Source organism: Microbacterium marinilacus (assembly GCF_019753765.1).
Classification (GTDB): Bacteria; Actinomycetota; Actinomycetes; order Actinomycetales; family Microbacteriaceae; genus Microbacterium; species Microbacterium marinilacus.
The window spans coordinates 1-20160 of the sequence record NZ_JAIJZW010000016.1 but is presented as its reverse complement, the minus strand read 5'-3'; the positions used below and the strand labels follow the sequence as shown (position 1 = coordinate 20160).

Annotated in this window: 18 protein-coding genes; 4 read left to right on the top strand and 14 right to left on the bottom strand. The window is 70.4% G+C overall.

Annotated features, from left to right (window positions below; translation table 11 throughout):
* Positions 1–42: 42 nt before the first annotated feature.
* The 3 genes from K5S26_RS17385 (at position 43) to K5S26_RS17375 (ending at position 2461) form a co-directional block, all read left to right on the top strand.
* On the top strand, positions 43–981 hold the full coding sequence (locus K5S26_RS17385) for a glucose-6-phosphate dehydrogenase assembly protein OpcA (protein ID WP_221860556.1): 939 nt from the start codon (positions 43–45) through the stop codon (positions 979–981).
* Positions 978–1739, top strand: coding sequence for a 6-phosphogluconolactonase (gene pgl, locus K5S26_RS17380; RefSeq protein WP_221860554.1), 762 nt, complete (start codon positions 978–980; stop codon positions 1737–1739). The genes K5S26_RS17385 and pgl overlap by 4 nt, the downstream gene beginning before the upstream one ends.
* Positions 1740–1807: 68 nt before the next feature.
* Positions 1808–2461, top strand: coding sequence for an alpha/beta fold hydrolase (locus K5S26_RS17375; protein WP_221860552.1), 654 nt, complete (start codon positions 1808–1810; stop codon positions 2459–2461).
* Positions 2462–2509: 48 nt separating this feature from the next.
* Here K5S26_RS17375 and K5S26_RS17370 read toward each other — a convergent pair whose 3' ends face one another.
* From K5S26_RS17370 to K5S26_RS17320, 11 genes are all read right to left on the bottom strand, one after another.
* On the bottom strand, positions 2510–2863 hold the full coding sequence (locus tag K5S26_RS17370) for an RNA polymerase-binding protein RbpA (protein WP_221860550.1): 354 nt from the start codon (positions 2861–2863) through the stop codon (positions 2510–2512).
* Positions 2863–3111 (bottom strand): preprotein translocase subunit SecG, encoded by a 249-nt coding sequence (secG, locus tag K5S26_RS17365; protein WP_221860548.1) that lies wholly within the window; start codon positions 3109–3111, stop codon positions 2863–2865. Before secG ends, K5S26_RS17370 begins: the two co-directional genes overlap by 1 nt.
* A gap of 104 nt (positions 3112–3215) precedes the next feature.
* Complete coding sequence (gene tpiA, locus K5S26_RS17360) at positions 3216–4010, bottom strand: triose-phosphate isomerase (protein ID WP_246604210.1); 795 nt, start codon at positions 4008–4010, stop codon at positions 3216–3218.
* Positions 3998–5215 carry a phosphoglycerate kinase gene (locus tag K5S26_RS17355; protein WP_221860545.1) on the bottom strand — a complete coding sequence of 406 codons (1218 nt, stop codon included), beginning with the start codon at positions 5213–5215 and terminating at the stop codon, positions 3998–4000. Before K5S26_RS17355 ends, tpiA begins: the two co-directional genes overlap by 13 nt.
* 100 nt (positions 5216–5315) lie before the next feature.
* Complete coding sequence (gap, locus tag K5S26_RS17350; protein ID WP_221860543.1) at positions 5316–6323, bottom strand: type I glyceraldehyde-3-phosphate dehydrogenase; 1008 nt, start codon at positions 6321–6323, stop codon at positions 5316–5318.
* A gap of 95 nt (positions 6324–6418) precedes the next feature.
* A complete protein-coding gene (locus tag K5S26_RS17345; protein WP_221860541.1) occupies positions 6419–7045 on the bottom strand; it encodes a superoxide dismutase in 627 nt (208 codons plus the stop codon).
* Between the two features lie 115 nt (positions 7046–7160).
* The gene (gene whiA / locus K5S26_RS17340) at positions 7161–8132 is read right to left on the bottom strand and encodes a DNA-binding protein WhiA (RefSeq protein ID WP_221860539.1); all 972 of its coding nucleotides are present in this window, start codon (positions 8130–8132) and stop codon (positions 7161–7163) included.
* A gap of 170 nt (positions 8133–8302) precedes the next feature.
* Positions 8303–9202 carry an RNase adapter RapZ gene (rapZ, locus tag K5S26_RS17335; RefSeq protein ID WP_221860537.1) on the bottom strand — a complete coding sequence of 300 codons (900 nt, stop codon included), beginning with the start codon at positions 9200–9202 and terminating at the stop codon, positions 8303–8305.
* Positions 9203–9213: 11 nt separating this feature from the next.
* Positions 9214–11178, bottom strand: a complete 1965-nt coding sequence (gene uvrC / locus K5S26_RS17330; protein WP_221860535.1) for an excinuclease ABC subunit UvrC — start codon at positions 11176–11178, stop codon at positions 9214–9216.
* Complete coding sequence (uvrA, locus tag K5S26_RS17325) at positions 11178–14066, bottom strand: excinuclease ABC subunit UvrA (protein WP_221860533.1); 2889 nt, start codon at positions 14064–14066, stop codon at positions 11178–11180. Before uvrA ends, uvrC begins: the two co-directional genes overlap by 1 nt.
* 109 nt (positions 14067–14175) lie before the next feature.
* Entirely contained in the window at positions 14176–14622 is a 447-nt protein-coding gene (locus K5S26_RS17320; protein WP_308123051.1) for a MarR family winged helix-turn-helix transcriptional regulator, read from the bottom strand.
* Positions 14623–14663: 41 nt separating this feature from the next.
* Between K5S26_RS17320 and K5S26_RS17315 the strand changes: the two genes are divergently transcribed.
* Positions 14664–14879 carry a hypothetical protein gene (locus K5S26_RS17315; protein ID WP_221860531.1) on the top strand — a complete coding sequence of 72 codons (216 nt, stop codon included), beginning with the start codon at positions 14664–14666 and terminating at the stop codon, positions 14877–14879.
* A gap of 308 nt (positions 14880–15187) precedes the next feature.
* Here the strand turns inward: K5S26_RS17315 and uvrB are convergent, their stop codons facing one another.
* The 3 genes from uvrB to K5S26_RS17300 are packed head-to-tail and all read right to left on the bottom strand — an operon-like array spanning position 15188 to position 19921.
* Positions 15188–17266 carry an excinuclease ABC subunit UvrB gene (gene uvrB, locus K5S26_RS17310; protein ID WP_221860529.1) on the bottom strand — a complete coding sequence of 693 codons (2079 nt, stop codon included), beginning with the start codon at positions 17264–17266 and terminating at the stop codon, positions 15188–15190.
* 58 nt (positions 17267–17324) lie between these two features.
* Positions 17325–18899: a phenylacetate--CoA ligase family protein gene (locus tag K5S26_RS17305; protein WP_246604209.1), complete on the bottom strand. Its 1575-nt coding sequence runs from the start codon at positions 18897–18899 to the stop codon at positions 17325–17327.
* Positions 18896–19921: a nitroreductase family protein gene (locus K5S26_RS17300; RefSeq protein ID WP_221860527.1), complete on the bottom strand. Its 1026-nt coding sequence runs from the start codon at positions 19919–19921 to the stop codon at positions 18896–18898. The genes K5S26_RS17305 and K5S26_RS17300 overlap by 4 nt, the downstream gene beginning before the upstream one ends.
* Positions 19922–20160: the final 239 nt, after the last annotated feature.

The window sequence follows — 20160 nt, the reverse complement described above, 5'->3', positions numbered from 1 at the left end:
CAGCCTCGCCGCGGCAGCGACCTCGACCGACTGGAGTGACCGATGATCATCGACCTGCCCGACACCACGATCAGCAAGGTGGCGCGCCAGCTCGTCAGCACCCGTGAGGAGGGCGGCGCCGTCGCCCTCGGCCGCGTGCTGACGCTCATCATCAAGTCGACCCGGCACCTGGACGAGGACGCCATCGAGGCGGCCAACGACGCGTCCCGCGAGCACCCGATGCGCGTCATCATGCTCGTCACGCTCCCCGGTGACGAGCCGCGGCTCGACGCGCAGATCCGCGTCGGGGGCGATGCCGGGGCGAGCGAGGTCATCGTGCTGCGCGCCGTCGGCGACGTGGCCCGCAACGAGGAGGCGCTCGTCACCGGCCTGCTGCTTCCCGACGCTCCGGTCGTCGTGTGGTGGCCGGACGAGGCGCCCACGCGTCCCGGCGGGTCGTCGCTCGGCCGCATCGCGCAGCGCCGGATCACCGACACCGCCACGGCGCCGTACTCCCCTGACCGGCTCGGCCGGCTGGAGAGCTCCTACTCCCCGGGCGACACCGACCTCGCGTGGACGCGGCTCACCCGCTGGCGGGAGCAGCTCGCCGCGGTGCTCGACCAGCCGCCCTACGAGCCCGTGACCGCCGTGGCGGTGCGCGGCGCGTCCACGTCGCCGTCGACCGCGCTGCTCGCAGCGTGGCTCGGGCTGGCGCTGGACCTTCCCGTCGACTGGCAGTACGAGGACCCGGCGGAGTGGGATCACGGCATCCACTCGGTGCGGCTGACCCGGACCAGCGGCGACATCGTGCTCGAGCGGCAGTCCGAGTCGCTCGCGCTGCTGACGCAGCCCGGGCAGCCGGATCACGAGCTCCACCTCCCCCGCCGGTCGCTGCGCGAGTGCCTCGCGGAGGAGCTGCGGCGCCTCGACCCCGACGTGCTCTACGGCCGGGTCATCAGCGAGGGCTGGTCACGTCTCGCCGAGCCGCGGGGGTCCGCATGAAGCGCGTGGTGGTGCTGCCCGACAAGGCCGGGCTCGCAGAGGGGGTGGCCAACCGCTTCGTCGGCAAGCTGGCGCAGCTCACCCAGGAGGGGCGCCCCGTCCATGTCTCCCTGACCGGCGGGTCGATGGGCTCGGCCGTCCTGGCGGCCGCCGCCGACCACGGCTGGGCGGAGAACATCGACTGGTCCCTCGTGCACTTCTGGTGGAGCGACGAGCGGTTCGTGCCGTCCGACGACACAGAGCGCAACGCCGGGCAGGCGCGCGCCGCGCTGCTCGATCGCGTCGGCGTGCCCGCCGGCAACGTGCACGAGCCTGCGTCGACGGACGGGGGCCTCAGCCTGGACGAGGCCGCCGACGCCTACGCGGCCGAGCTGGCACGCTTCGGCACGGACGGCCGGGAGTGGCCCGAGTTCGACATCTGCTTCCTGGGCGTCGGGCCGGACGGCCACATCGCGTCGCTCTTCCCGGATCGTCGCGAGGTGCTGGTCCGCGATCGCGCGGTGCTGGCCGTGCGCGACTCCCCCAAGCCGCCGCCGGAGCGCATCACCTTCACCCTGCCGGTCATCAACTCGTCCGTGCGGATCTGGATGGTCGTCTCCGGCGCCGACAAGGCCTCGGCGCTGGGGCTCATGCTCGCCGGCGCCGGTCCCGCGAGCGTCCCGGCCGCCGGCGCGGAGGGCACCGCGCGCACGGTCGTGTTCGTCGACCAGGACGCGGCGACGGACGTGCCAGAGGACCTGATCGACCCGGACTACTAGACACCCGTTCGCGCCCCCGCCACTCCGCGCCGGATCACGCGACGGGCGGAGACCCGCCGAGGAGAGCCATGGACGCGCAGCCGCAGACGATCGTCTTCCTGCACGGCCTGGGCGTGGGCCCCGAGTGCTGGGACGCGCAGATCGCGGCGCTGCCCGCCGGTTTCACGCCCGTCGTGCCCCGCATTCTCCCCTCGGACGGTCGGCCGTTCAGCCTGTCCCGCTCGGTGGACGAGCTGCGGGGGCTGCTCGACGCGCAGGGCGTGGGGCGCGCCCACCTGTGCGGCCTGTCCCTGGGGGCGGTCGTCGCGACGCGGTTCGCGGCCGCGCACCCGGATCGCGTCTCGTCGCTCACCCTGTCCGGCGGTCAGGTGCGCCCGAGCCCCGCGCTCATGAGGCTGCAGCGCGCGATCATCGCCCTGCTGCCGGCACGGCTCGCCGCGCCGGCGGGCGTCGACAAAGCGACCATGCTGCAGGTGCTCGATGCCATCGCCGCGCTGGATCTGCGCGACGACCTCCCCCGCATCACCGCTCCGACGCTCGTGCTCTGCGGCGCGCGGGACCGGCCGAACCTCGGTGCCGCCCGCGAGCTGGCCCGCGGCATCCCTCGTGCCGAGCTTCAGGTCGTCCCGGGCGCGGGCCACGAGTGGAACACGCAGCTGCCCGCGGAGTTCACGCGACGGCTCGGGGCGTTCCTGCGCGGTCCCGGCTCCGCCGCCGGATAGGCGAGAGGGCCCCCGCCGCGGCGGGGGCCCTCTCGTCTATCCGTGGTCTCACTGACCGCGCTTCTCGCGCAGCTTGTCGAGCGCCTCGTCGAGCAGCTGCTCGGCCTCGTCGTCGGTCCGGCGCTCCTTCACGTAGGCGAGGTGCGTCTTGTACGGCTCGTTCTTGGCGACCTCGGGCGGGTTCTCCTTGTCCCGCCCCGCGGGCAGGCCCGAGTGCGGGTGGTCCACGATGTCGGGGATCTCCTCCTCCGGCAGGCCGGCGGCGTAGTAGCGCACCGTCTCGTTGCCGAGGCCGTCCCAGTAGCTCACCGCGATGCGGTCGGCGTGGTGCCCGTGGTCCTGCTCGCCCATCGGGCCCGATCCGACGCGCGTACCGCGGATCGCGTTTCCTCCGACGGCCATCAGATGACCTGGAACTTCGTGACGAGGCCGAGGCCGACGATCGAGAAGAACCACACGAGCGACAGGATCACGGTGAGGATGTTCAGGTTGCGCTCGGCGAGGCCGGACGATCCCATCGCCTGGGACACCCCGCCGCCGAACATGTCCGACAGCCCGCCGCCGCGCCCCTTGTGGAGCAGGATCAGCAGCGTCAGCAGGAGGCTCGTCAGACCGAGCAGCACCTGCAGGATGAATTCGATGATCTGCACGGATAAGGCCTTTCGTGGGTGCGGGACGGAGAACCCGCACGAAGGTTCAGTATACGACGCGCCCGGTCGCCGGCCGCGAACCGCCGGCGACCGGGCGCGATCCGTCAGACGCCGACGTGCTTCTGGAAGCGCACGATCGCGGCGAACTCGTCCACCAGCAGGCTCGCGCCGCCGACGAGCGCGCCGTCCACGTCGGGCTGGCGCATGAAGCTCGCGATGTTCGCCGCCTTCACCGAACCGCCGTACAGCACGCGCGTGCGCGCCGCCGCGTCGTCGCCGAGCTTCGCCGCGACGACCTGACGCAGCTTCGCGCAGACCTCCTGCGCCTGCTCCGGGGTCGCCGCCTGACCGGAGCCGATGGCCCAGACGGGCTCGTACGCGACGACGATCTCGGCGCTCGACGCGACGCCGTCCAGAGCCGTCTCGAGCTGGCCGACCGGCACCGCGCTCGCGCCGTGCGTCTCGAGGTCCTCCGCGGTCTCTCCCACGCAGATCACCGGCACGAGACCGTGCTTCAGCGCGGCCTTCGTCTTCGCGGCGACGACGTCATCGCCCTCCGAGTGGTACTCGCGACGCTCGGAGTGCCCGATGATCACCGAGGCGACGTCCAGGCGCTTCAGGAACGCGCCGGAGACCTCGCCGGTGTACGCCCCCGAGTCGTGCACCGAGAGGTCCTGCGCGCCGAGGCCGAACGGGATCTTGTCGGCGTCGATCAGCGTCTGCACGCTGCGCAGGTCGGTGAAGGGCGGGAACACCGACACGTCGACGGTGTCGAACTCATGCTTGGCGTCCTTCAGCGCCCAGTGCAGCTTCTGCACGAACGCGACCGCCTGCAGGTGGTCCAGGTTCATCTTCCAGTTGCCCGCGATGAGCGGGGTGCGCTTGGTCAGATCGACCATCCGAGGACCTCCAGTCCGGGGAGCTTCTTGCCCTCGAGGAATTCCAGGCTCGCTCCGCCGCCCGTCGAGATGTGACCGAACCGGTCATCAGAGAAACCGAGCTGACGCACGGCCGCGGCGGAGTCGCCGCCACCGACCACGCTGAGCCCGTCGACCGCCGTCAGGGCCTCCGCGACGGCGCGGGTGCCCTCCGCGAACGGCGCGAGCTCGAACACGCCCATGGGACCGTTCCAGAAGACGGTCTTCGAGCCGCGAATGGCCGAGGCGAACGCGGTGGCCGTCTCGGGACCGATGTCGAGCCCGAGGCCCGACGCGCCGAACGGCGTCTGCTCGATGGCGTCGGCGCCGGTCACCACGTGCTCGGCGTCCGCGCCGAACTTCGAGGCCACCACGATGTCGGTGGGCAGCACGATCTCCACGCCCTTCTCCTCCGCCTCGCGGAGGTAGCGCCGGACCGTGTCGAGCTGGTCCTGCTCCAGCAGGCTCGCGCCGACGGCGTGCCCCTGTGCGGCGAGGAACGTGAAGAGCATCCCTCCGCCGATGAGCAGGCGGTCCACGCGCGGCAGCAGGTGGTCGATGACGCCCAGCTTGTCGGACACCTTCGATCCGCCCAGGACGACCGTGTAGGGGCGCTCGGGGCTCTCGATGAGCCGCTCGAGCACGCCCAGCTCGGACGCGATCAGGAGGCCGGCCGCGCTCGGCAGCCGCTCGGCGAGGTCGTAGACGCTGGCCTGCTTGCGATGCACCACCCCGAACCCGTCGGAGACCAGCACGTCGCCGAGCTCGGCCAGACGCGCGGCGAACTCTGCACGCTCGGCGTCGTCCTTGGCTGTCTCGCCGGCGTTGAAGCGCAGGTTCTCCAGCACAGCCACGTCGCCGTCCCCGAGCGCGGCGACCGCCTCGCGGGCGGACTCGCCGACCGTGTCGCGCGCGAAGGCCACCGGCTTCCCGAGCAGCTCGGACAGCCGCTGCGCGACGGGCGCCAGGCTGTACTGCGCGTCGGGCTCGCCCTTCGGGCGCCCCAGATGGGAGACCACGACAACGCGGGCGCCCGCGTTGATCAGGGCGTTGAGGGTCGGCAGCGACGCCCGCACGCGGCCGTCGTCCGTGATCTGACCGTCCTTGAGAGGGACGTTGAGGTCGCAGCGCACGATGACGCGCTTGCCGGCGACCGAACCGAGGGATTCGAGAGTTCGCAGAGACATCGATCCGACTCTACCGCGCCGCCTCGCCTTCGGCCGACCCACGACGAAGGCCCGCCGGCTCCCGGGGTTCCGGGGCCGACGGGCCTTCGAGCGGATCAGGTCAGAGACGCTCGCCCACGTACTCCGCGAGGTCGACGAGGCGGTTCGAGTAGCCCCACTCGTTGTCGTACCAGGCCGACACCTTCGCGAGGTTTCCCGCCACGCTCGTCAGGCCCGAGTCGAAGATCGACGAGAACGGGTTCTGCTGGATGTCGCTCGACACCAGCGGGTCCTCCGAGTACTGCAGGATGCCGTGCAGGCGTCCCTCGGCAGCGGCGGCGGCGTACGCCTCGTTGATGGCCTCCTTGGTGAGACCGTCACGCGTGACGAGGGTCAGGTCGACGATCGAGCCGGTGGGAACCGGCACGCGGTAGCTGGTGCCGTCCAGCTTGCCGTTGAGCTCGGGCAGCACGAGGCCGATCGCCTTCGCCGCACCGGTGGACGTGGGCACGATGTTGATCGCGGCGGCGCGGGCACGACGCAGGTCGCTGTGCGGGCCGTCCTGGAGGTTCTGGTCGGCGGTGTAGGCGTGCGCCGTCATCATGAAGCCGCGCTCGATGCCGAAGGCGTCGTTGAACACCTTGGCCAGCGGGGCCAGGGCGTTCGTCGTGCACGACGCGTTGGAGATGACGTGGTCGGTCTCGGGGTTGTAGTCCTCCTCGTTGACGCCGATCACGAACGTGGGCGCCGGGCCGCTGGCGGGCGCCGAGATCAGCACCTTCTTGGCGCCGGCGGAGAGGTGCGCGGAGGCGGCGTCCGGCTTGGTGAAGCGACCGGTCGACTCGATCACGATGTCGGCGCCGATCTCGCCCCACGGGAGCGCGGCGGGGTCACGCTCGGCGAAGGCCTTGATGACCTTGCCGTCGACCGTGATCGACTGCTCGTCGTAGGTGACGTCCTTGCCGAGCGGCCCGCCGACGGAGTCGAACTTGAGCAGCTGCGCGAGAGCCTTGTTGTCGGTGAGGTCGTTGACTCCAACGATCTCGAAGTCCGCGCCCTGCGCGAGCGCAGCACGGACGAAGTTGCGGCCGATGCGGCCGAAGCCGTTGATTCCGATCCTGACGGACACTGATGTCTCCTGTTGGTCTTGCGCGCTCGTCGCGCGCGATGGGGTGGTGACGGTGGTGTCCCGGCGGGCACGCACCCCGCCGGGACCTCCGTCTGTCAGCCGGCGACGATCAGGCCGGCGGTCTTCTCGCGGGCGGCGGCGAAACGAGCGGAGACATCCTGCCAGTTGGCGATGTTCCAGAACGCCTTGACGTACTCCGCCTTCACGTTGAGGTAGTCGAGGTAGAACGCGTGCTCCCACATGTCCAGCAGCAGGATCGGCGTCAGGCCGAGCGGCACGTTCGCCTGCTGGTCGAACAGCTGGAAGATCGACAGGCGCTGGCCGATCGAGTCCCAGGCCAGCACCGACCAGCCCGAGCCCTGGATGCCGTTGGCGGCGGCGGCGAACTGCGCCTGGAACGCGGCGAACGAGCCGAACTGGTCGGCGATGGCCGCCGCGAGCTCGCCCTCGGGCTCCCCGCCGCCGTTCGGCGAGAGGTTGTTCCAGAACACCGTGTGGTTCGTGTGGCCGCCGAGGTGGAACGCGAGGTCCTTCTCGAGCTTGTTGATGTTGGCGAAGTCGCCGCTCCCGCGCGCGGCCTCGAGCTGCTCGAGAGCCGTGTTGGCGCCCGCGACGTAGGTCGCGTGGTGCTTGTCGTGGTGCAGCTCCATGATCTTGCCGCTGATGTGCGGCTCGAGGGCCGCGTAGTCGTAGGGCAGGTCGGGCAGGGTGTAGACGGCCATGCGATGTTCCCATCCGCGCCGAGGCGACGGCGCTTATCGGTGTACCTCCGCGTCGCTGTCGCGACGGGACCGGACCCTCCTCATCCTAGTGACGGATGCGGCGGTGCGGGATCGCTCAGCTGCCCGCCGGGACGGCCGACTCGGTGCCGGGCACGCCGTCCTGCTCCGCGCGCTTGTCGGCCATCGCCAGCAGGCGACGGATCCGCCCCGCGACGGCGTCCTTCGTCATCGGAGGCTCGGCGTGGTGGCCGAGCTCGTCGAGGCTCGCGTCGCGGTGCGCGAGCCGCAGCTCGCCCGCCTGGCGCAGGTGCGGCGGCACCTCGTCGCCGAGGATCTCGAGGGCCCGCTCGACGCGCGCGCACGCGGCCACCGCGGCCTGTGCGGAGCGGCGGAGGTTCGCGTCGTCGAAGTTGACCAGGCGGTTGACGCCCGCCCGCACCTCGCGACGCTGACGCAGCTGGTCCCACTCCTCCGCGGTCTGCGCGGCGCCGATGGCGACCAGCATCCCGCGGATGCCCTCGGCCTCGCGCACGACGACGCGCGGCACGCCCCGCACCTCGCGTGCCTTCGCGGCGATCCCGATGCGGTGCGCGGCACCGACGAGGGCCATTCCGGCCTCGCTCGTCGGGCAGGCGACCTCGAGCGACGCGGAGCGTCCCGGCTCGGACAGCGTGCCCGCCGCGAGGAAGGCGCCGCGCCAGACCGCGGCGAGGTCGTCGCGCGAGCCCGTCGTCAGCTTGTTCGGCAGGCCGCGCACCGGGCGGCGTCGCACGTCGAGCAGGCCGGTCTGGCGGGCGAGCGTCTCGCCGCCCTCGACCACGCGGACGGCGAAGTACTCGCCCTCCCGGCTGCCCGAGCCCTGGATGCGGGCGAGCTCCGGGCGGACGCCGTAGATCTCGGCGATGTCACGCGCCGTGCGCCGGGCGAGGTCAGGGGTGTCGACCTCCGCCTCCACGGCGACGCGACCGGCGATGGAGTGCAGGCCTCCGGCGAAGCGCAGCAGCGTCGTCAGCTCGGCGACACGCACCGTCGGACGCGGATCGCGCACCGCGATCAGTTCGGCCTTTACATCGGCGGTCAGTGACACCGTTCTCCCCACTCTCGGACTGCGGCGCCACGGGTGGCGCGAGGGAACAGCCTACCCGCCCCCGCCCGGCCGTGACCGGGGGCGTCCTCCCAGCCGCACGCGCTAGAAGTGGAGCACGACGCCGAGGATGCCGGGCGGCGCGTCACCCTCGCTCCGACATCGTCCGGCTCCTACTCGCGTCCGAGGTCGCGGTGACGCACGCGGACGGCGACACCCGGCACGTCGGCGAGGCGCTTCGCGAGAGCGATGGCCATCGCCACCGAGCGGTGCTTGCCGCCCGTGCAGCCGACCGCGACCGTCGAGTGCCGCTTGTTCTCGCGCTGGTATCCCGCCAGCACGGGCCGCAGCGCGGTGGCATAGGCGTCGAGGAACTCCGACGCCCCCTCCTGCTGCAGCACATAGCCGCTGACCTCGGCGTCCTCGCCCGTGAGACCACGGAGCTCGTCGACCCAGAACGGGTTCGGCAGGAAGCGCATGTCGGCCACGAGGTCGGCGTCGGGCGGCAGTCCGTACTTGAAGCCGAAGCTCTGCACCGTGAGGATGTGCGCGGGCGCCTCGGCGTCCGCGAACAGGTCTCCCACCCGGTTCGCGAGCTGGTGGATGTTGAAGCGCGACGTGTCGATGATCACGTCCGCGCTCTCGCGCAGCGGCGCGAGCAGGCTCCGCTCCCGGTGGATGCCGTCGACCAGCGTGCCGCTGCCCTGCAGCGGATGCGGGCGACGCACAGCCTCGAATCGGCGCACCAGCACGTCGTCGGACGCGTCGAGGAACACCACGCGCAGGTTGCTGCTGTCGCGGATCGCCTGCGCCTCCGCCGGCAGCTCGGCGAAGAGGTCCCGCCCGCGCACGTCGACCACCGCGGCCACCCGGGGCAGCGCCCCGCCGAGGCGGCCGGCGAGGTCGAGCAGCGGACGCAGCATCTGCGGCGGCAGGTTGTCGACGACGTACCAATCGAGGTCCTCGAGGGCGTTCGCCACGGTCGATCGCCCGGCTCCGGACATGCCCGTGACGATCAGCACCTCACCCGTGCCGGACTGCGTCTCTCCACGCACCTCAGCGTCGTCGATCATCACGTCCCACCCTATGCGGTGGATGCCTCCGCGGGAATATCCGGCTCCTCCCCCGTCCCGTCCGAAGGGGCGGGTTCGCCTTGCAGATGCCGGTGGATGGTCTCGGCCAGCTTCGGGCCGATCCCCGGCAGCTCCACGATCTGCTCCACGGTCGCGCCCCGCAGCGCGGAGACCGAGCCGAAGTGGCGCAGCAGCGCCTTGATGCGGCTCTCGCCCAGGCCCGGCACCTCGCTGAGAACGCTGCGGATGTCGCGCTTGCGGCGACGGCGCTGATGCGAGATCGCGAACCGATGGGCCTCGTCGCGCAGACGCTGCACGAGATACAGCGCCTCGCTCGTCCTGGGGAGGATCACCGGGAAGTCGTCGTCCGGCAGCCAGATCTCCTCGAGCCGCTTCGCGATGCCGCACAGCGCGATCTCCTCATGCCCCGACTCGCGCAGGGCCCGAGCGGCGGCCTCGACCTGGGGCCTGCCGCCGTCGACGATCAGCAGCTGCGGCGGGTAGGCGAATCGCGGGCGCCGTTTCGGCTCGGTCTCGACCACCGCGTCCCCGTCGGCGACGTCGGGGGCCGCGGCCTCGCCCTCGTCCGCACGGTCGAGGTGCGCGAGGCGACGCGTGAGCACCTGGTGGATCGAGTCGGTGTCGTCCGTGGTCTCGGCGATCGAGAAGGAGCGGTACTGGTCCTTGCGCGGCAGCCCGTCCTCGAACACCACCATCGAGCCCACGACGTTCGTGCCCTGCAGGTGCGAGATGTCGTAGCACTCGATCCGCAGCGGCGCCTCGTCCATGCCGAGCGCCTCCTGCAGATCACCGAGCGCCTGGGTGCGCGCCGCGTAGTCGCTCGTCCGCCGTGTCTTGTGTCGCAGCAGCGCCTGCTGCGCGTTCAGCGTGGCGTTGCGGAGCAGCTCGGCACGCTGGCCCCGGTGCGCCACGGCGATCTCCACGGCCCGCCCGCGGCGCGCCCGCAGCCACTGCTCGAGGTCGTCGGCATCGGGCGGCAGCACGGGGACCAGCACGCGACGCGGCACATCGGCCGCGGCGGCGTCACCGTACACGCGCTGCAGGATCTGGTCGACGAGGTCGCCGCCCGAGATGTCGAGCTCCTTGTCGATGATGGTCGAGCTGACGCCGCGCACGCGACCGCCCCGGATCACGAAGTGCTGGACGGCCGCCGACAGCTCGTCCTCGGCGATGCCGAACAGGTCGGCGTCCACGTCCTCCGGCAGCACGAGCGCGCTCTTGTTCAGCACGGCCTCGATCGACGCCAGCTTGTCGCGCAGCACCGCCGCCTGCTCGTAGTCCATCGCGGCGGCGGCGGCCTTCATCCGCGCCGTCAGGTCGCGCGTGAAGCGCTCGTCGCCCCCGTTCATGAAGGCGACGAAGTCGTTCACGATGGCCCGGTGCTCCTCGATCGTGACCCGATGCGAGCACGGCCCGCCGCACTTGCCGATCTGCCCCGGGAAGCACGGGCGGCCCGTCTGCATCGCGCGCTTGTACGAGGAGTCGCTGCAGGTGCGGATCGGGAACACCTTGATCATCAGATCGATCGTGTCGTGCACCGCCCAGATCTTCGGGTACGGCCCGAAGTACTTCGCGCCCGGGATGCGGCGGTTGCGGGTGACCATGACCCTCGGCGCCTCGTCGCCCAGCGTGATCGCCATGAACGGATACGACTTGTCGTCGCGATAGCGCACGTTGAAGGGCGGATCGAACTCCTTGATCCACTGGTATTCGAGCTGCAGCGAGTCGACGTCGGTGGGCACCACCGTCCACTCCACGGACGCCGCCGTCGTGACCATGCGGCGCGTGCGCTCGTGCAGTGTGTGCAGGGGGGCGAAGTAGTTCGACAGCCGCTGCCGCAGGTTCTTCGCCTTGCCGACGTAGAGCACGCGCCCCTGCGCATCGCGGAACCGGTAGACGCCCGGGTCGGTGGGCACCTCCCCCGGCCGCGGCTTGTAGGCGAGCTGGGTCGCCATCAGCCCGCCTTGCGCTGGCGCTCCCGGGTGCCGAGCACCTCCGCGAGGAACGCCCCGGTGTGGCTGCCCTCGATCTCGGCGACCTTCTCCGGTGTGCCCGTGGCGACGATCTGCCCGCCGCCGGAGCCGCCCTCGGGGCCGAGGTCGATGATCCAGTCGGCCGACTTGATGACGTCGAGGTTGTGCTCGATCACGATGACCGTGTTGCCCTTGTCGACGAGGCTGCCGAGCACCTCGAGCAGCCGGCGGACGTCCTCGAAGTGCAGGCCGGTCGTGGGCTCGTCGAGCACGTACACGCTGCGCCCGTTGCTGCGACGCTGGAGCTCGGTGGCGAGCTTCACGCGCTGCGCCTCGCCGCCGGACAGCGTGGTCGCCGACTGCCCGAGACGCACGTAGCCCAGGCCGACGTCGACGAGCGTCTTCATGTAGCGGTGGATCGCCTGGATCGGCTCGAAGAACTCCGCCGCCTCGGCGATCGACATCTCGAGCACCTCGGCGATGTTCTTGCCCTTGTAGTGGACCTGGAGGGTGTCGCGGTTGTAGCGCTTGCCGTGGCACACCTCGCAGTCGACGTAGACGTCGGGGAGGAAGTTCATCTCGATCTTCAGCGTGCCGTCGCCGGAGCACGCCTCGCAGCGCCCGCCCTTGACGTTGAAGCTGAACCGCCCCGCCTGGTAGCCCCGCACCTTGGCCTCGGGGGTCTCGGCGAACAGGTTGCGGATCCTGTCGAACACCCCGGTGTAGGTCGCCGGGTTCGAGCGCGGCGTGCGTCCGATGGGGGCCTGGTCCACGTGCACGACCTTGTCGAGGTGGTCGAGGCCAGTGACGCGGGTGTGCTTGCCGGCGACGCGGCGCGCGCCGTTGAGGCGGGTGGCGAGGACCTCGTACAGGATGTCGTTCACGAGCGTCGACTTGCCCGACCCGCTCACGCCGGTGACGGCGGTCAGGACGCCCAGCGGGAAGTCGGCCGTAACGTCGCGGAGGTTGTTCTCGCGCGCGCCCACCACCGACAGCATGCGCTTGCGGTCGATGCGACGCCGCTTCGCCGGGGTGGGGATCTCGCGGCGACGCGCGAGGTAGTCGCCGGTGATCGACGACTCGTCCGCAAGCAGCTGATCGTAGGGCCCAGAGTGGACGACCTCGCCGCCGCCCTCGCCGGCGCCCGGCCCGATGTCCACGATCCAGTCGGCGGCCTCGATCGTCTCCTCGTCGTGCTCCACGACCACGAGCGTGTTGCCGAGGTCGCGCAGGGTCACCAGGGTCTCGATGAGGCGTCGGTTGTCGCGCTGGTGCAGGCCGATCGACGGCTCGTCGAGCACATACAGCACGCCCGTCAGCCCCGTTCCGATCTGCGTGGCGAGCCGGATGCGCTGCGCCTCGCCGCCGGACAGCGAACCCGCCGCGCGGCTGAGCGTGAGGTAGTTGAGGCCGACCCTGATGAGGAAGTCGAGCCGGACCCGGATCTCACGCAGGACCTGCGCAGCGATGTGCGTCTCCCGGTCGGTGAGCTTCAGGAGGTCCATGAAGCTCCGGGCGTCCTCGAGGCTGAGGTGCGAGACCTCGGCGATCGAACGCTCGTGGATCTTGACCGCGAGCACCTCCGGCTTGAGCCGGTCGCCGTCGCAGACGGGGCACGGCACCTCGCGGAGGTACTCGGACCAACGCTGGCGCTGGCTGTCGCTCTCCGCCTGCGACCACTGCCGCTCGATGTACGGCACCACGCCCTCGAAGCCGCTGGCGTAGCGGACCTCCCGGCCCCAGCGGTTCTTGTAGCGCACGTTGACGTTGTAGCCCTCGCCGTGCAGCACCGCGTCCTTGACGGCCGCCGGCAGCGCGCGCCACGGTGTGTCGAGCGAGAAGTTCAGGTCGTTCGCCAGGCCGACGAGCAGACGCTCGTAGTACTGGAACAGTCCCTTGCCCTGCGTGGTCCACGGCACGATGACGCCCTCGCGGATCGAGAGCTCCTGATCGCCGAGCATCAGCTCGACGTCGACCGACATGCGGGTGCCGAGGCCCGAGCACGCCGGGCACGCGCCGAACGGGGCGTTGAACGAGAAGGTCCGCGGCTCGATCTCGGTGAGCTGCAGGGCGTGGCCGTTCGGGCACGCGAGCTTCTCGGAGAACGACTGCCAGGCGTCGTCGCCCTCTTCGTCCACGAAGTTCACCTGGATCACGCCGCCGGCGAGCCCCAGCGCGGTCTCGACCGAGTCGGTGACGCGACCGAGGATGTCGCCGCGCGCGACGAGCCGGTCGATGACGACCGAGATGTCGTGCTTGTAGCTCTTCTTGAGCGTCGGCGGCTCGGCGAGCTGGATCAGGTCCCCGTCGACGATCGCGCGGGAGTAGCCCTTCGCGCCGAGCTCCTTGAAGAGGTCGACGAACTCGCCCTTCTTCTGGCTGACGACGGGCGCGACGACCTGGAAACGGGTGCCCTCGGGCAGCGCGTTGAGCTGGTCGGCGATCTGCTGCACCGTCTGACGCTGGATCCGCTCGCCGCACTCCGGGCAGTGCGGGACGCCGATGCGCGCCCAGAGCAGGCGCATGTAGTCGTAGATCTCGGTGATCGTGCCCACGGTCGAGCGCGGGTTGCGGTTGGTCGACTTCTGATCGATCGACACCGCCGGGCTGAGCCCCTCGATGAAGTCGACGTCGGGTCGGTCGACCTGGCCGAGGAACTGGCGCGCGTACGCGCTCAGCGATTCGACGTAGCGACGCTGACCCTCCGCGAAGATCGTGTCGAACGCGAGACTCGACTTCCCCGAGCCCGACAGCCCGGTGAAGACCACCATGGAATCGCGTGGGATCTCGAGGTCGACGTTCTTGAGATTGTGGACGCGGGCACCGCGCACACTGATCTTTCCGGGACTGGAGACAGGGACGATCGGCACCCGGCAAGTCTAGGCGGCCCCACCGACATCCGGACGAATGTTCGAGGTTTTCCCGGCGAACATTCGAAGATCCTCGGCACGAGCGGCGTCCGCGCCGGCGCTCGTGCGCTCAGGGAGTCCGGTCGGCCCCTCCCGCGAACGGGGACAGGGCGTCGCGCAGCGCCGCCATCTGGGTCGGGGTCATCCCGACGCGGGACATGATCTGCTCCGGCACGGCGAGCGCACGCTGCCGCAGCGCCCGCCCCTTCTCGGTCAGATGCACGTCGAGGCGTCGCTCGTCCTCCGGGCGCCGCCGGCGGGCCACCAGACCCTGGGTCTCGAGACGCTTGACGAGCGGCGACGCCGTCGCCGGGTCGAACGCCAGCTCCTCCGCGATCTCGCCGATCGATCGCGGGGAGCTCTCCCAGAGCGCCAGCATCACGAGGTACTGCGGATGGGTGAGCCCCAGGGGCTCGAGCACCGGTCGATAGATCGACACCACGTTCCGCGCCGCCGTGACGATCGCGAAGCAGAGCTGGTTCTCCAGCCTCAGCAGGTCGTCCTGTGAGTTCGACACTCCCGCAGTATAGGCGACAATTGTTTAGTACACTAAGGGTTATGGCAGAGAAGGCCCCGTTGCGCACCCGCATCCGCGAGGCAGGCGGCCTGTACCTGTGGTTCAACAGCGCGCTCATCAGGCTGGCGGGCCCGCCGCATGTCAGCCCCAATCTCCCCCGCAACCGCGACGCCGACCCTTGCGGGCACTGCGGCGCCCGTAAGGACGAGCATCGCGCGCAGGCCGATGGATCGCTCGCCTGCCCGACGCCGAGGTGATTCCGCGCCGTCGTTCGTGCATTGCGCGGCCTACCGAGAGCATGACCGAGACCGGCGACCGGACCGCCACAGACCTCGGCAAGGGGTGCTGGAGCACTGAGTCCTGACGCTGTTCGACACGCGCGAGCGATACACCCTGGCCCCTGGCGAGTGCCTTATGGCACTCTGCACGGCGTCGCGAGTGCCATAAGGCACTCGGCGCGCGACGGCCTCGGTGCGCAGCTTCCGCGGTGGGTGCCATATGGCACTCGCGGTCGGATCGTGAGTGTCATATGGCACTCACGGAGCGCACGCCGCACGCCGCGCGCTCAGGCGTGGCCGGCCTTCTCCATCGACCGCAGCTCCTTCTTGAGGTCCTGCACCTCGTCGCGAAGCCGGGCGGCGAGCTCGAACTTGAGCTCCTCGGCGGCGGCGAGCATCTGTCGGCTCAGGTCGGCGATCGTGTCCTCGAGCTGCTGGGCGCCCTCGGCGGCGATGCCCTCGCGAAGACGCGGCGTCGGCGCCTTGCCCTTGCCGCTCTTCAGGCGCGATGCGTCCCGCTTCGAGAGCAGGGCGTCGGTGTCGGCGCCCTCCCGCGCGAGCTGGTCGGTGATGTCCGCGATGCGCTTGCGCAAGGGCTGCGGGTCGATGCCGTTCTCGAGGTTGTACGCGATCTGGATCTCGCGGCGGCGCTCGGTCTCCTCGATCGCGTTCCTCATCGAGTCGGTCATCGTGTCGGCGTACATGTGCACCTGGCCGGACACGTTGCGCGCGGCGCGACCGATGGTCTGGATCAGCGAGGTGCCCGACCGCAAGAAGCCCTCCTTGTCGGCGTCGAGGATCGCGACCAGCGACACCTCCGGCAGGTCGAGACCCTCGCGCAGCAGGTTGATGCCGACCAGCACGTCGTAGACGCCCTGGCGCAGCTCGGTGAGCAGCTCGACGCGACGCAGCGTGTCCACGTCGGAGTGCAGGTACCGCACGCGGACGCCGTGCTCGCCGAGGAAGTCGGTCAGCTCCTCGGCCATCTTCTTGGTCAGCGTCGTCACCAGCACGCGCTCATCCCTGTCGACGCGCAGCCGGATCTGCTCGAGCAGATCGTCGATCTGTCCCTTCGACGGCTTCACCACGATCTCGGGGTCGATGAGGCCGGTGGGGCGGATGATCTGCTCGACGACGCCGTCGGCGATGCCCATCTCGTACTTGCCGGGGGTCGCGGAGAGGTACACGGTCTGGCCGATGCGGTTCTTGAACTCGTCCCACCGCAGCGGCCGGTTGTCCATCGCGCTGGGCAGCCGGAAGCCGTGCTCGACCAGGGTGCGCTTGCGCGACGCGTCGCCCTCGTACATCGCGCCGATCTGCGGCACCGTCACGTGGGACTCGTCGATGACCAGCAGGAAGTCGTCCGGGAAGAAGTCGAGCAGCGTGTGCGGCGGCTCGCCCGCCACGCGGCCGTCGAGATGCCGCGAGTAGTTCTCGATCCCCGAGCAGAAGCCGAGCTGCTGGAGCATCTCGAGGTCGAAGGTCGTGCGCATCCTCAGCCGCTGCGCCTCCAGCAGCTTCCCCTGCGACTCGAGCTCGTTCAGGCGTCCCTCGAGCTCCTCCTCGATCGTCTTGATCGCGCGCTGCACGGTGTCGGTGCCGGCGGCGTAGTGGGTGGCCGGGAAGATCGCGATCGCGTCGAGCCGCTCGATCACGTCGCCCGTCAGCGGGTGCAGCTTGTACAGCGCCTCGATCTCGTCGCCGAAGAGCTCGATCCGGATCGCGTGCTCCTCGTACACGGGGATGATCTCGATCGTGTCGCCGCGCACGCGGAAGTTGCCGCGCGAGAAGTCGACGTCGTTGCGGTTGTACTGCATGGCGATGAAGCCGCGGATGAGCGCGTCCCGGTCGTAGCGCTCCCCCACCTGGAGGGCGACGAGGGCGCGCAGGTACTCCTCCGGCGAGCCGAGGCCGTAGATGCAGGACACGGTGCTCACGACGACGACGTCACGCCGGCTCAGCAGCGAGTTCGTCGTCGAGTGGCGAAGGCGCTCCACCTCCGCGTTGATGGACGAGTCCTTCTCGATGAAGGTGTCCGTCTGCGGCACGTACGCCTCGGGCTGGTAGTAGTCGTAGTACGACACGAAGTACTCGACGGCGTTGTTCGGCAGCAGGTCGCGGAACTCGTTGGCCAGCTGCGCCGCGAGCGTCTTGTTGTGCGCCATCACGAGCGTGGGCCGCTGCACCTGCTCGACCAGCCAGGCCGTCGTGGCCGACTTGCCGGTTCCCGTCGCGCCGAGCAGGACGACGTCCGTCTCGCCCGCGTTGATGCGCGCGGCCAGCTCGGCGATCGCCTTCGGCTGATCGCCGCTGGGCATGTACTCGCTGACCACCTCGAACGGGCGGACGCTGCGCGTCGTCTGCATGCCTCCAGCCTAGGAGGGGCCTCCGACACGGGCGCCCCGCTTCGCTGCCGGCGGACGCTCAGTCGATGAAGCGCGCGGCGATCGCGTCCACCACCAGGCCCGCAGCCGCCGCCTCGGCCGCGTCGAGGTGCCACACGTATTCGTTCTTCAGCTTGCGGCCGTCCTCGGAGAAGACCCCGGTGCGCCACTCGTAGACGCCGAACGTCGGCAGCGAGGCCTCCGCGCTGGTCCTGATCGCGTTGTGGAAGTCGCCGTTCGCCCGGCGCATCGCCGCGAGGACGCGCGCCGCGGCCTCCGCCGCATCCGGCTTCGCGACGCCCTCGTGCAGCTGCACGGCGAGGTGCAGCTGGGGGCTGCCGTCGGCGTCCTCGTAGGAGACCAGACGGTGGTTCGCCACGCGCTCGAAGAGCTCCGGATCGGCCTGGACGGCGTCGCGCAGCCCGTCGGGCGGGACGACCGCTCCGTTGAAGTCGACCGACAGATCGCTGCGCCCGTACAGGAACAGCACCGGCAGATCGAGGATGCGCTCGTCGAGCACCGCCTCGTGACCGAGCTCCGTCAGCGCCTCCGCCACATCCCGGAACCGCGCGACGTGGCCGCGGTCGTGGATGTTGTACCGCACGCGCGGGTTGATGTTCTCGGCCCGGTTGATCGTGACGACGAGCTCGCCCGCCGCGTTCGACTCGATGTAGTACTCGTACGGGTTGAACTGGAAGACCGCCGGCAGCACGCCGTGCACGCCCATCCTCGTGAGCCGCTCCTGGAGGCGCGGGTCGGCGAGGATCGCGCGGCGCAGCGCGATGGTGAAGTCGTTCTCGAGCGCGATGTTGATCTCGAGGTCGCTGGCGCCGTACGAGCCGAGCACCTTCTTCGCGGTCTTCAGGATCCGGTCCCGCATGCTCTCGGAGATGCCCTCGCCTCCGTAGGCGCACACGATGTCGTAGCGCGACCAGTCGAGCCGGTCGTCGTCGAACAGGTCCTTCAGGAACGGCGGGTAGCTCGTGATGATGTAGGTGTAGTCCGGGCCGAACTCCTTCATCGTCTGGATGATCTTGTCCTTGTCCGGCCCGATCGACTTCATCATCGTCCGGTCGGTGAGGCTCGAGGTCACGTTCATGCCCGTGGCCCAGGCGCCCAGCGAGAACGCGTTGAGCAGGAAGGGCTGCTTGGTGAGTCCCTGCGCGGTGTTCGCGTAGCCGAGCTGCAGCAGATCGCGCGTCGCGGCGCGCTCGGCGGGCCCTCGGACCCAGCTCGTCGGGACGCCCGACGAGCCGGACGACTCGTCCACCACGACGCCGCGGCGCGGCAGACGGCCGTCGACACAGCGCTCGGTGATCGGGTACTGCCGGATGTAGGACGCCTTGTCCATCTCGGGGATTCGGGTCCAGGCGCGCGCGGGACTGCCCGCCTCCGGCAGCCTGACCGGGCAGCGGTGCGCGCGGAGGAACGCGCGATAGGCCGGCACGCGCCTGGCCGCGTGTTCGAACGTCCGGTACGCGCGCCACCGTCCCAGCTGCCAGCGGAGCGGTTCGAAGCCGGGCGCGAGCAGCAGCCTGTGCGTCGCGGGGAAGGCCCGCAGCGCGCGGACCAGTCTGTCCTGCGCCGTGATCATCACGAGCGGCAGCGTCTTCATGCGCGGTCCTCCACGAGCAGGGACGAGACGGGACGACGACGCGCGGCCGGGGGTCGCGGGGCATGGCCGAGACGGAACAGCATCCAGGCCATCTCGCCCTCGCGTTCGACGATCGCCGCGCTCTCGACGAACTCGGCGTGAGAGGCGGGGTTGGTGATCACGGTTCCGAGGGGGTGCAGCACCACGCCGCGAGCCTCGAAGTCGAGCCAGAGGGCCAGGAAGCACCTCCCCGCACGCAGATAGTCCGCGGGGCCCGCGAACGGCCCGGTGAGCCAGCCGAGATGGCGCACCCCGCCCATCGTCCGCAGGTACGTCCCGCGCACGATGGGACCGATCACGGGCAGCTGCCACAGCCCCCGGTGCCGCATCGCGAAGCCGAGCAGCCACCCGGGCAGCAGCATCGTCTCGGCGCTCAGCCCGTCGCCCGTGCGGGCGGCCTCGGCGCGCGTCGTGCGCAGCCAGTGCAGGATCTCGGCGTGCACGTCGTCGTTCTGCAGGTCGCGGAAGAGGGTCTCCTGGTTGACCCGGATGATCCGGTCCACCAGCCGCCCGTCGTCCGTGTGGGCGAAGGCGAAGCCGAAGCCGTCGGTGACCGCCGCGGCGGAGACGAAGGTGTCGCGCGCGATCGGGACGGGGTCGTACGGTCGGCGGTTCGTGCGGCGGCTGCGGAACAGCGCGAGGAGGCGGCGATCGGCTGCGGTGGCGGGCTCGTCCGTCAGGGTGACCGTTGCGATCGGGTGCAGTCGGTCCGACGCCGAGAAGTCCATCTCACGGTGGATCTCGACGATCTCCGCCCGCAGCCCCTGGGCGCGTGCGATGAGCTCGATCGCCTGGAGGAAGACGCCGGCCGCGACGTGCCCGAACGGGATGCCGAAGCTCTCGGCGGGCAAGCCCCGGTCGAGGTCGTAGAACACCTCGGCGCGCCGTTCGTCGAGCACCCGCACCCGCATCGGCTGTGAATTGTGCGGCGACGGAGCCCAGCGCGCGTGCTCGAGGATCGTCGCCCAATGCTCACCCGTCATCAAACCCCCTCACCGCGAGAACCTAGCATCGACGGGTGCCGTGGGTCGGCCCGCCGCAGGACACGGCCCCAGCCCTCCACGGCTCCGCGTGGAGCGCGGCCGCGCGGCTAGGTGTAGTGCCCAGGGTCGTTGTTTGATCTGATTGCCGTGATGTGACGAGAACCTCCCGGCAGAGTGGAGCTGCTACCGCTTCCGCTCTGAACCAGGAGGTTCTCGTGTCTCATGCTAATGCGGCCTTG

Coding starts and splice junctions, on each gene's coding strand:
- K5S26_RS17385 (WP_221860556.1), top strand. CDS start 43: ATGATCATCGACCTGCCCGACACCACGATCAGCAAGGTGGCGCGCCAG.
- pgl (WP_221860554.1), top strand. CDS start 978: ATGAAGCGCGTGGTGGTGCTGCCCGACAAGGCCGGGCTCGCAGAGGGG.
- K5S26_RS17375 (WP_221860552.1), top strand. CDS start 1,808: ATGGACGCGCAGCCGCAGACGATCGTCTTCCTGCACGGCCTGGGCGTG.
- K5S26_RS17370 (WP_221860550.1), bottom strand. CDS start 2,863: ATGGCCGTCGGAGGAAACGCGATCCGCGGTACGCGCGTCGGATCGGGC.
- tpiA (WP_246604210.1), bottom strand. CDS start 4,010: ATGGTCGATCTGACCAAGCGCACCCCGCTCATCGCGGGCAACTGGAAG.
- K5S26_RS17355 (WP_221860545.1), bottom strand. CDS start 5,215: ATGTCTCTGCGAACTCTCGAATCCCTCGGTTCGGTCGCCGGCAAGCGC.
- K5S26_RS17345 (WP_221860541.1), bottom strand. CDS start 7,045: ATGGCCGTCTACACCCTGCCCGACCTGCCCTACGACTACGCGGCCCTC.
- rapZ (WP_221860537.1), bottom strand. CDS start 9,202: ATGATCGACGACGCTGAGGTGCGTGGAGAGACGCAGTCCGGCACGGGT.
- uvrC (WP_221860535.1), bottom strand. CDS start 11,178: ATGGCGACCCAGCTCGCCTACAAGCCGCGGCCGGGGGAGGTGCCCACC.
- K5S26_RS17315 (WP_221860531.1), top strand. CDS start 14,664: ATGGCAGAGAAGGCCCCGTTGCGCACCCGCATCCGCGAGGCAGGCGGC.
- uvrB (WP_221860529.1), bottom strand. CDS start 17,266: ATGCAGACGACGCGCAGCGTCCGCCCGTTCGAGGTGGTCAGCGAGTAC.
- K5S26_RS17305 (WP_246604209.1), bottom strand. CDS start 18,899: ATGAAGACGCTGCCGCTCGTGATGATCACGGCGCAGGACAGACTGGTC.
- K5S26_RS17300 (WP_221860527.1), bottom strand. CDS start 19,921: ATGACGGGTGAGCATTGGGCGACGATCCTCGAGCACGCGCGCTGGGCT.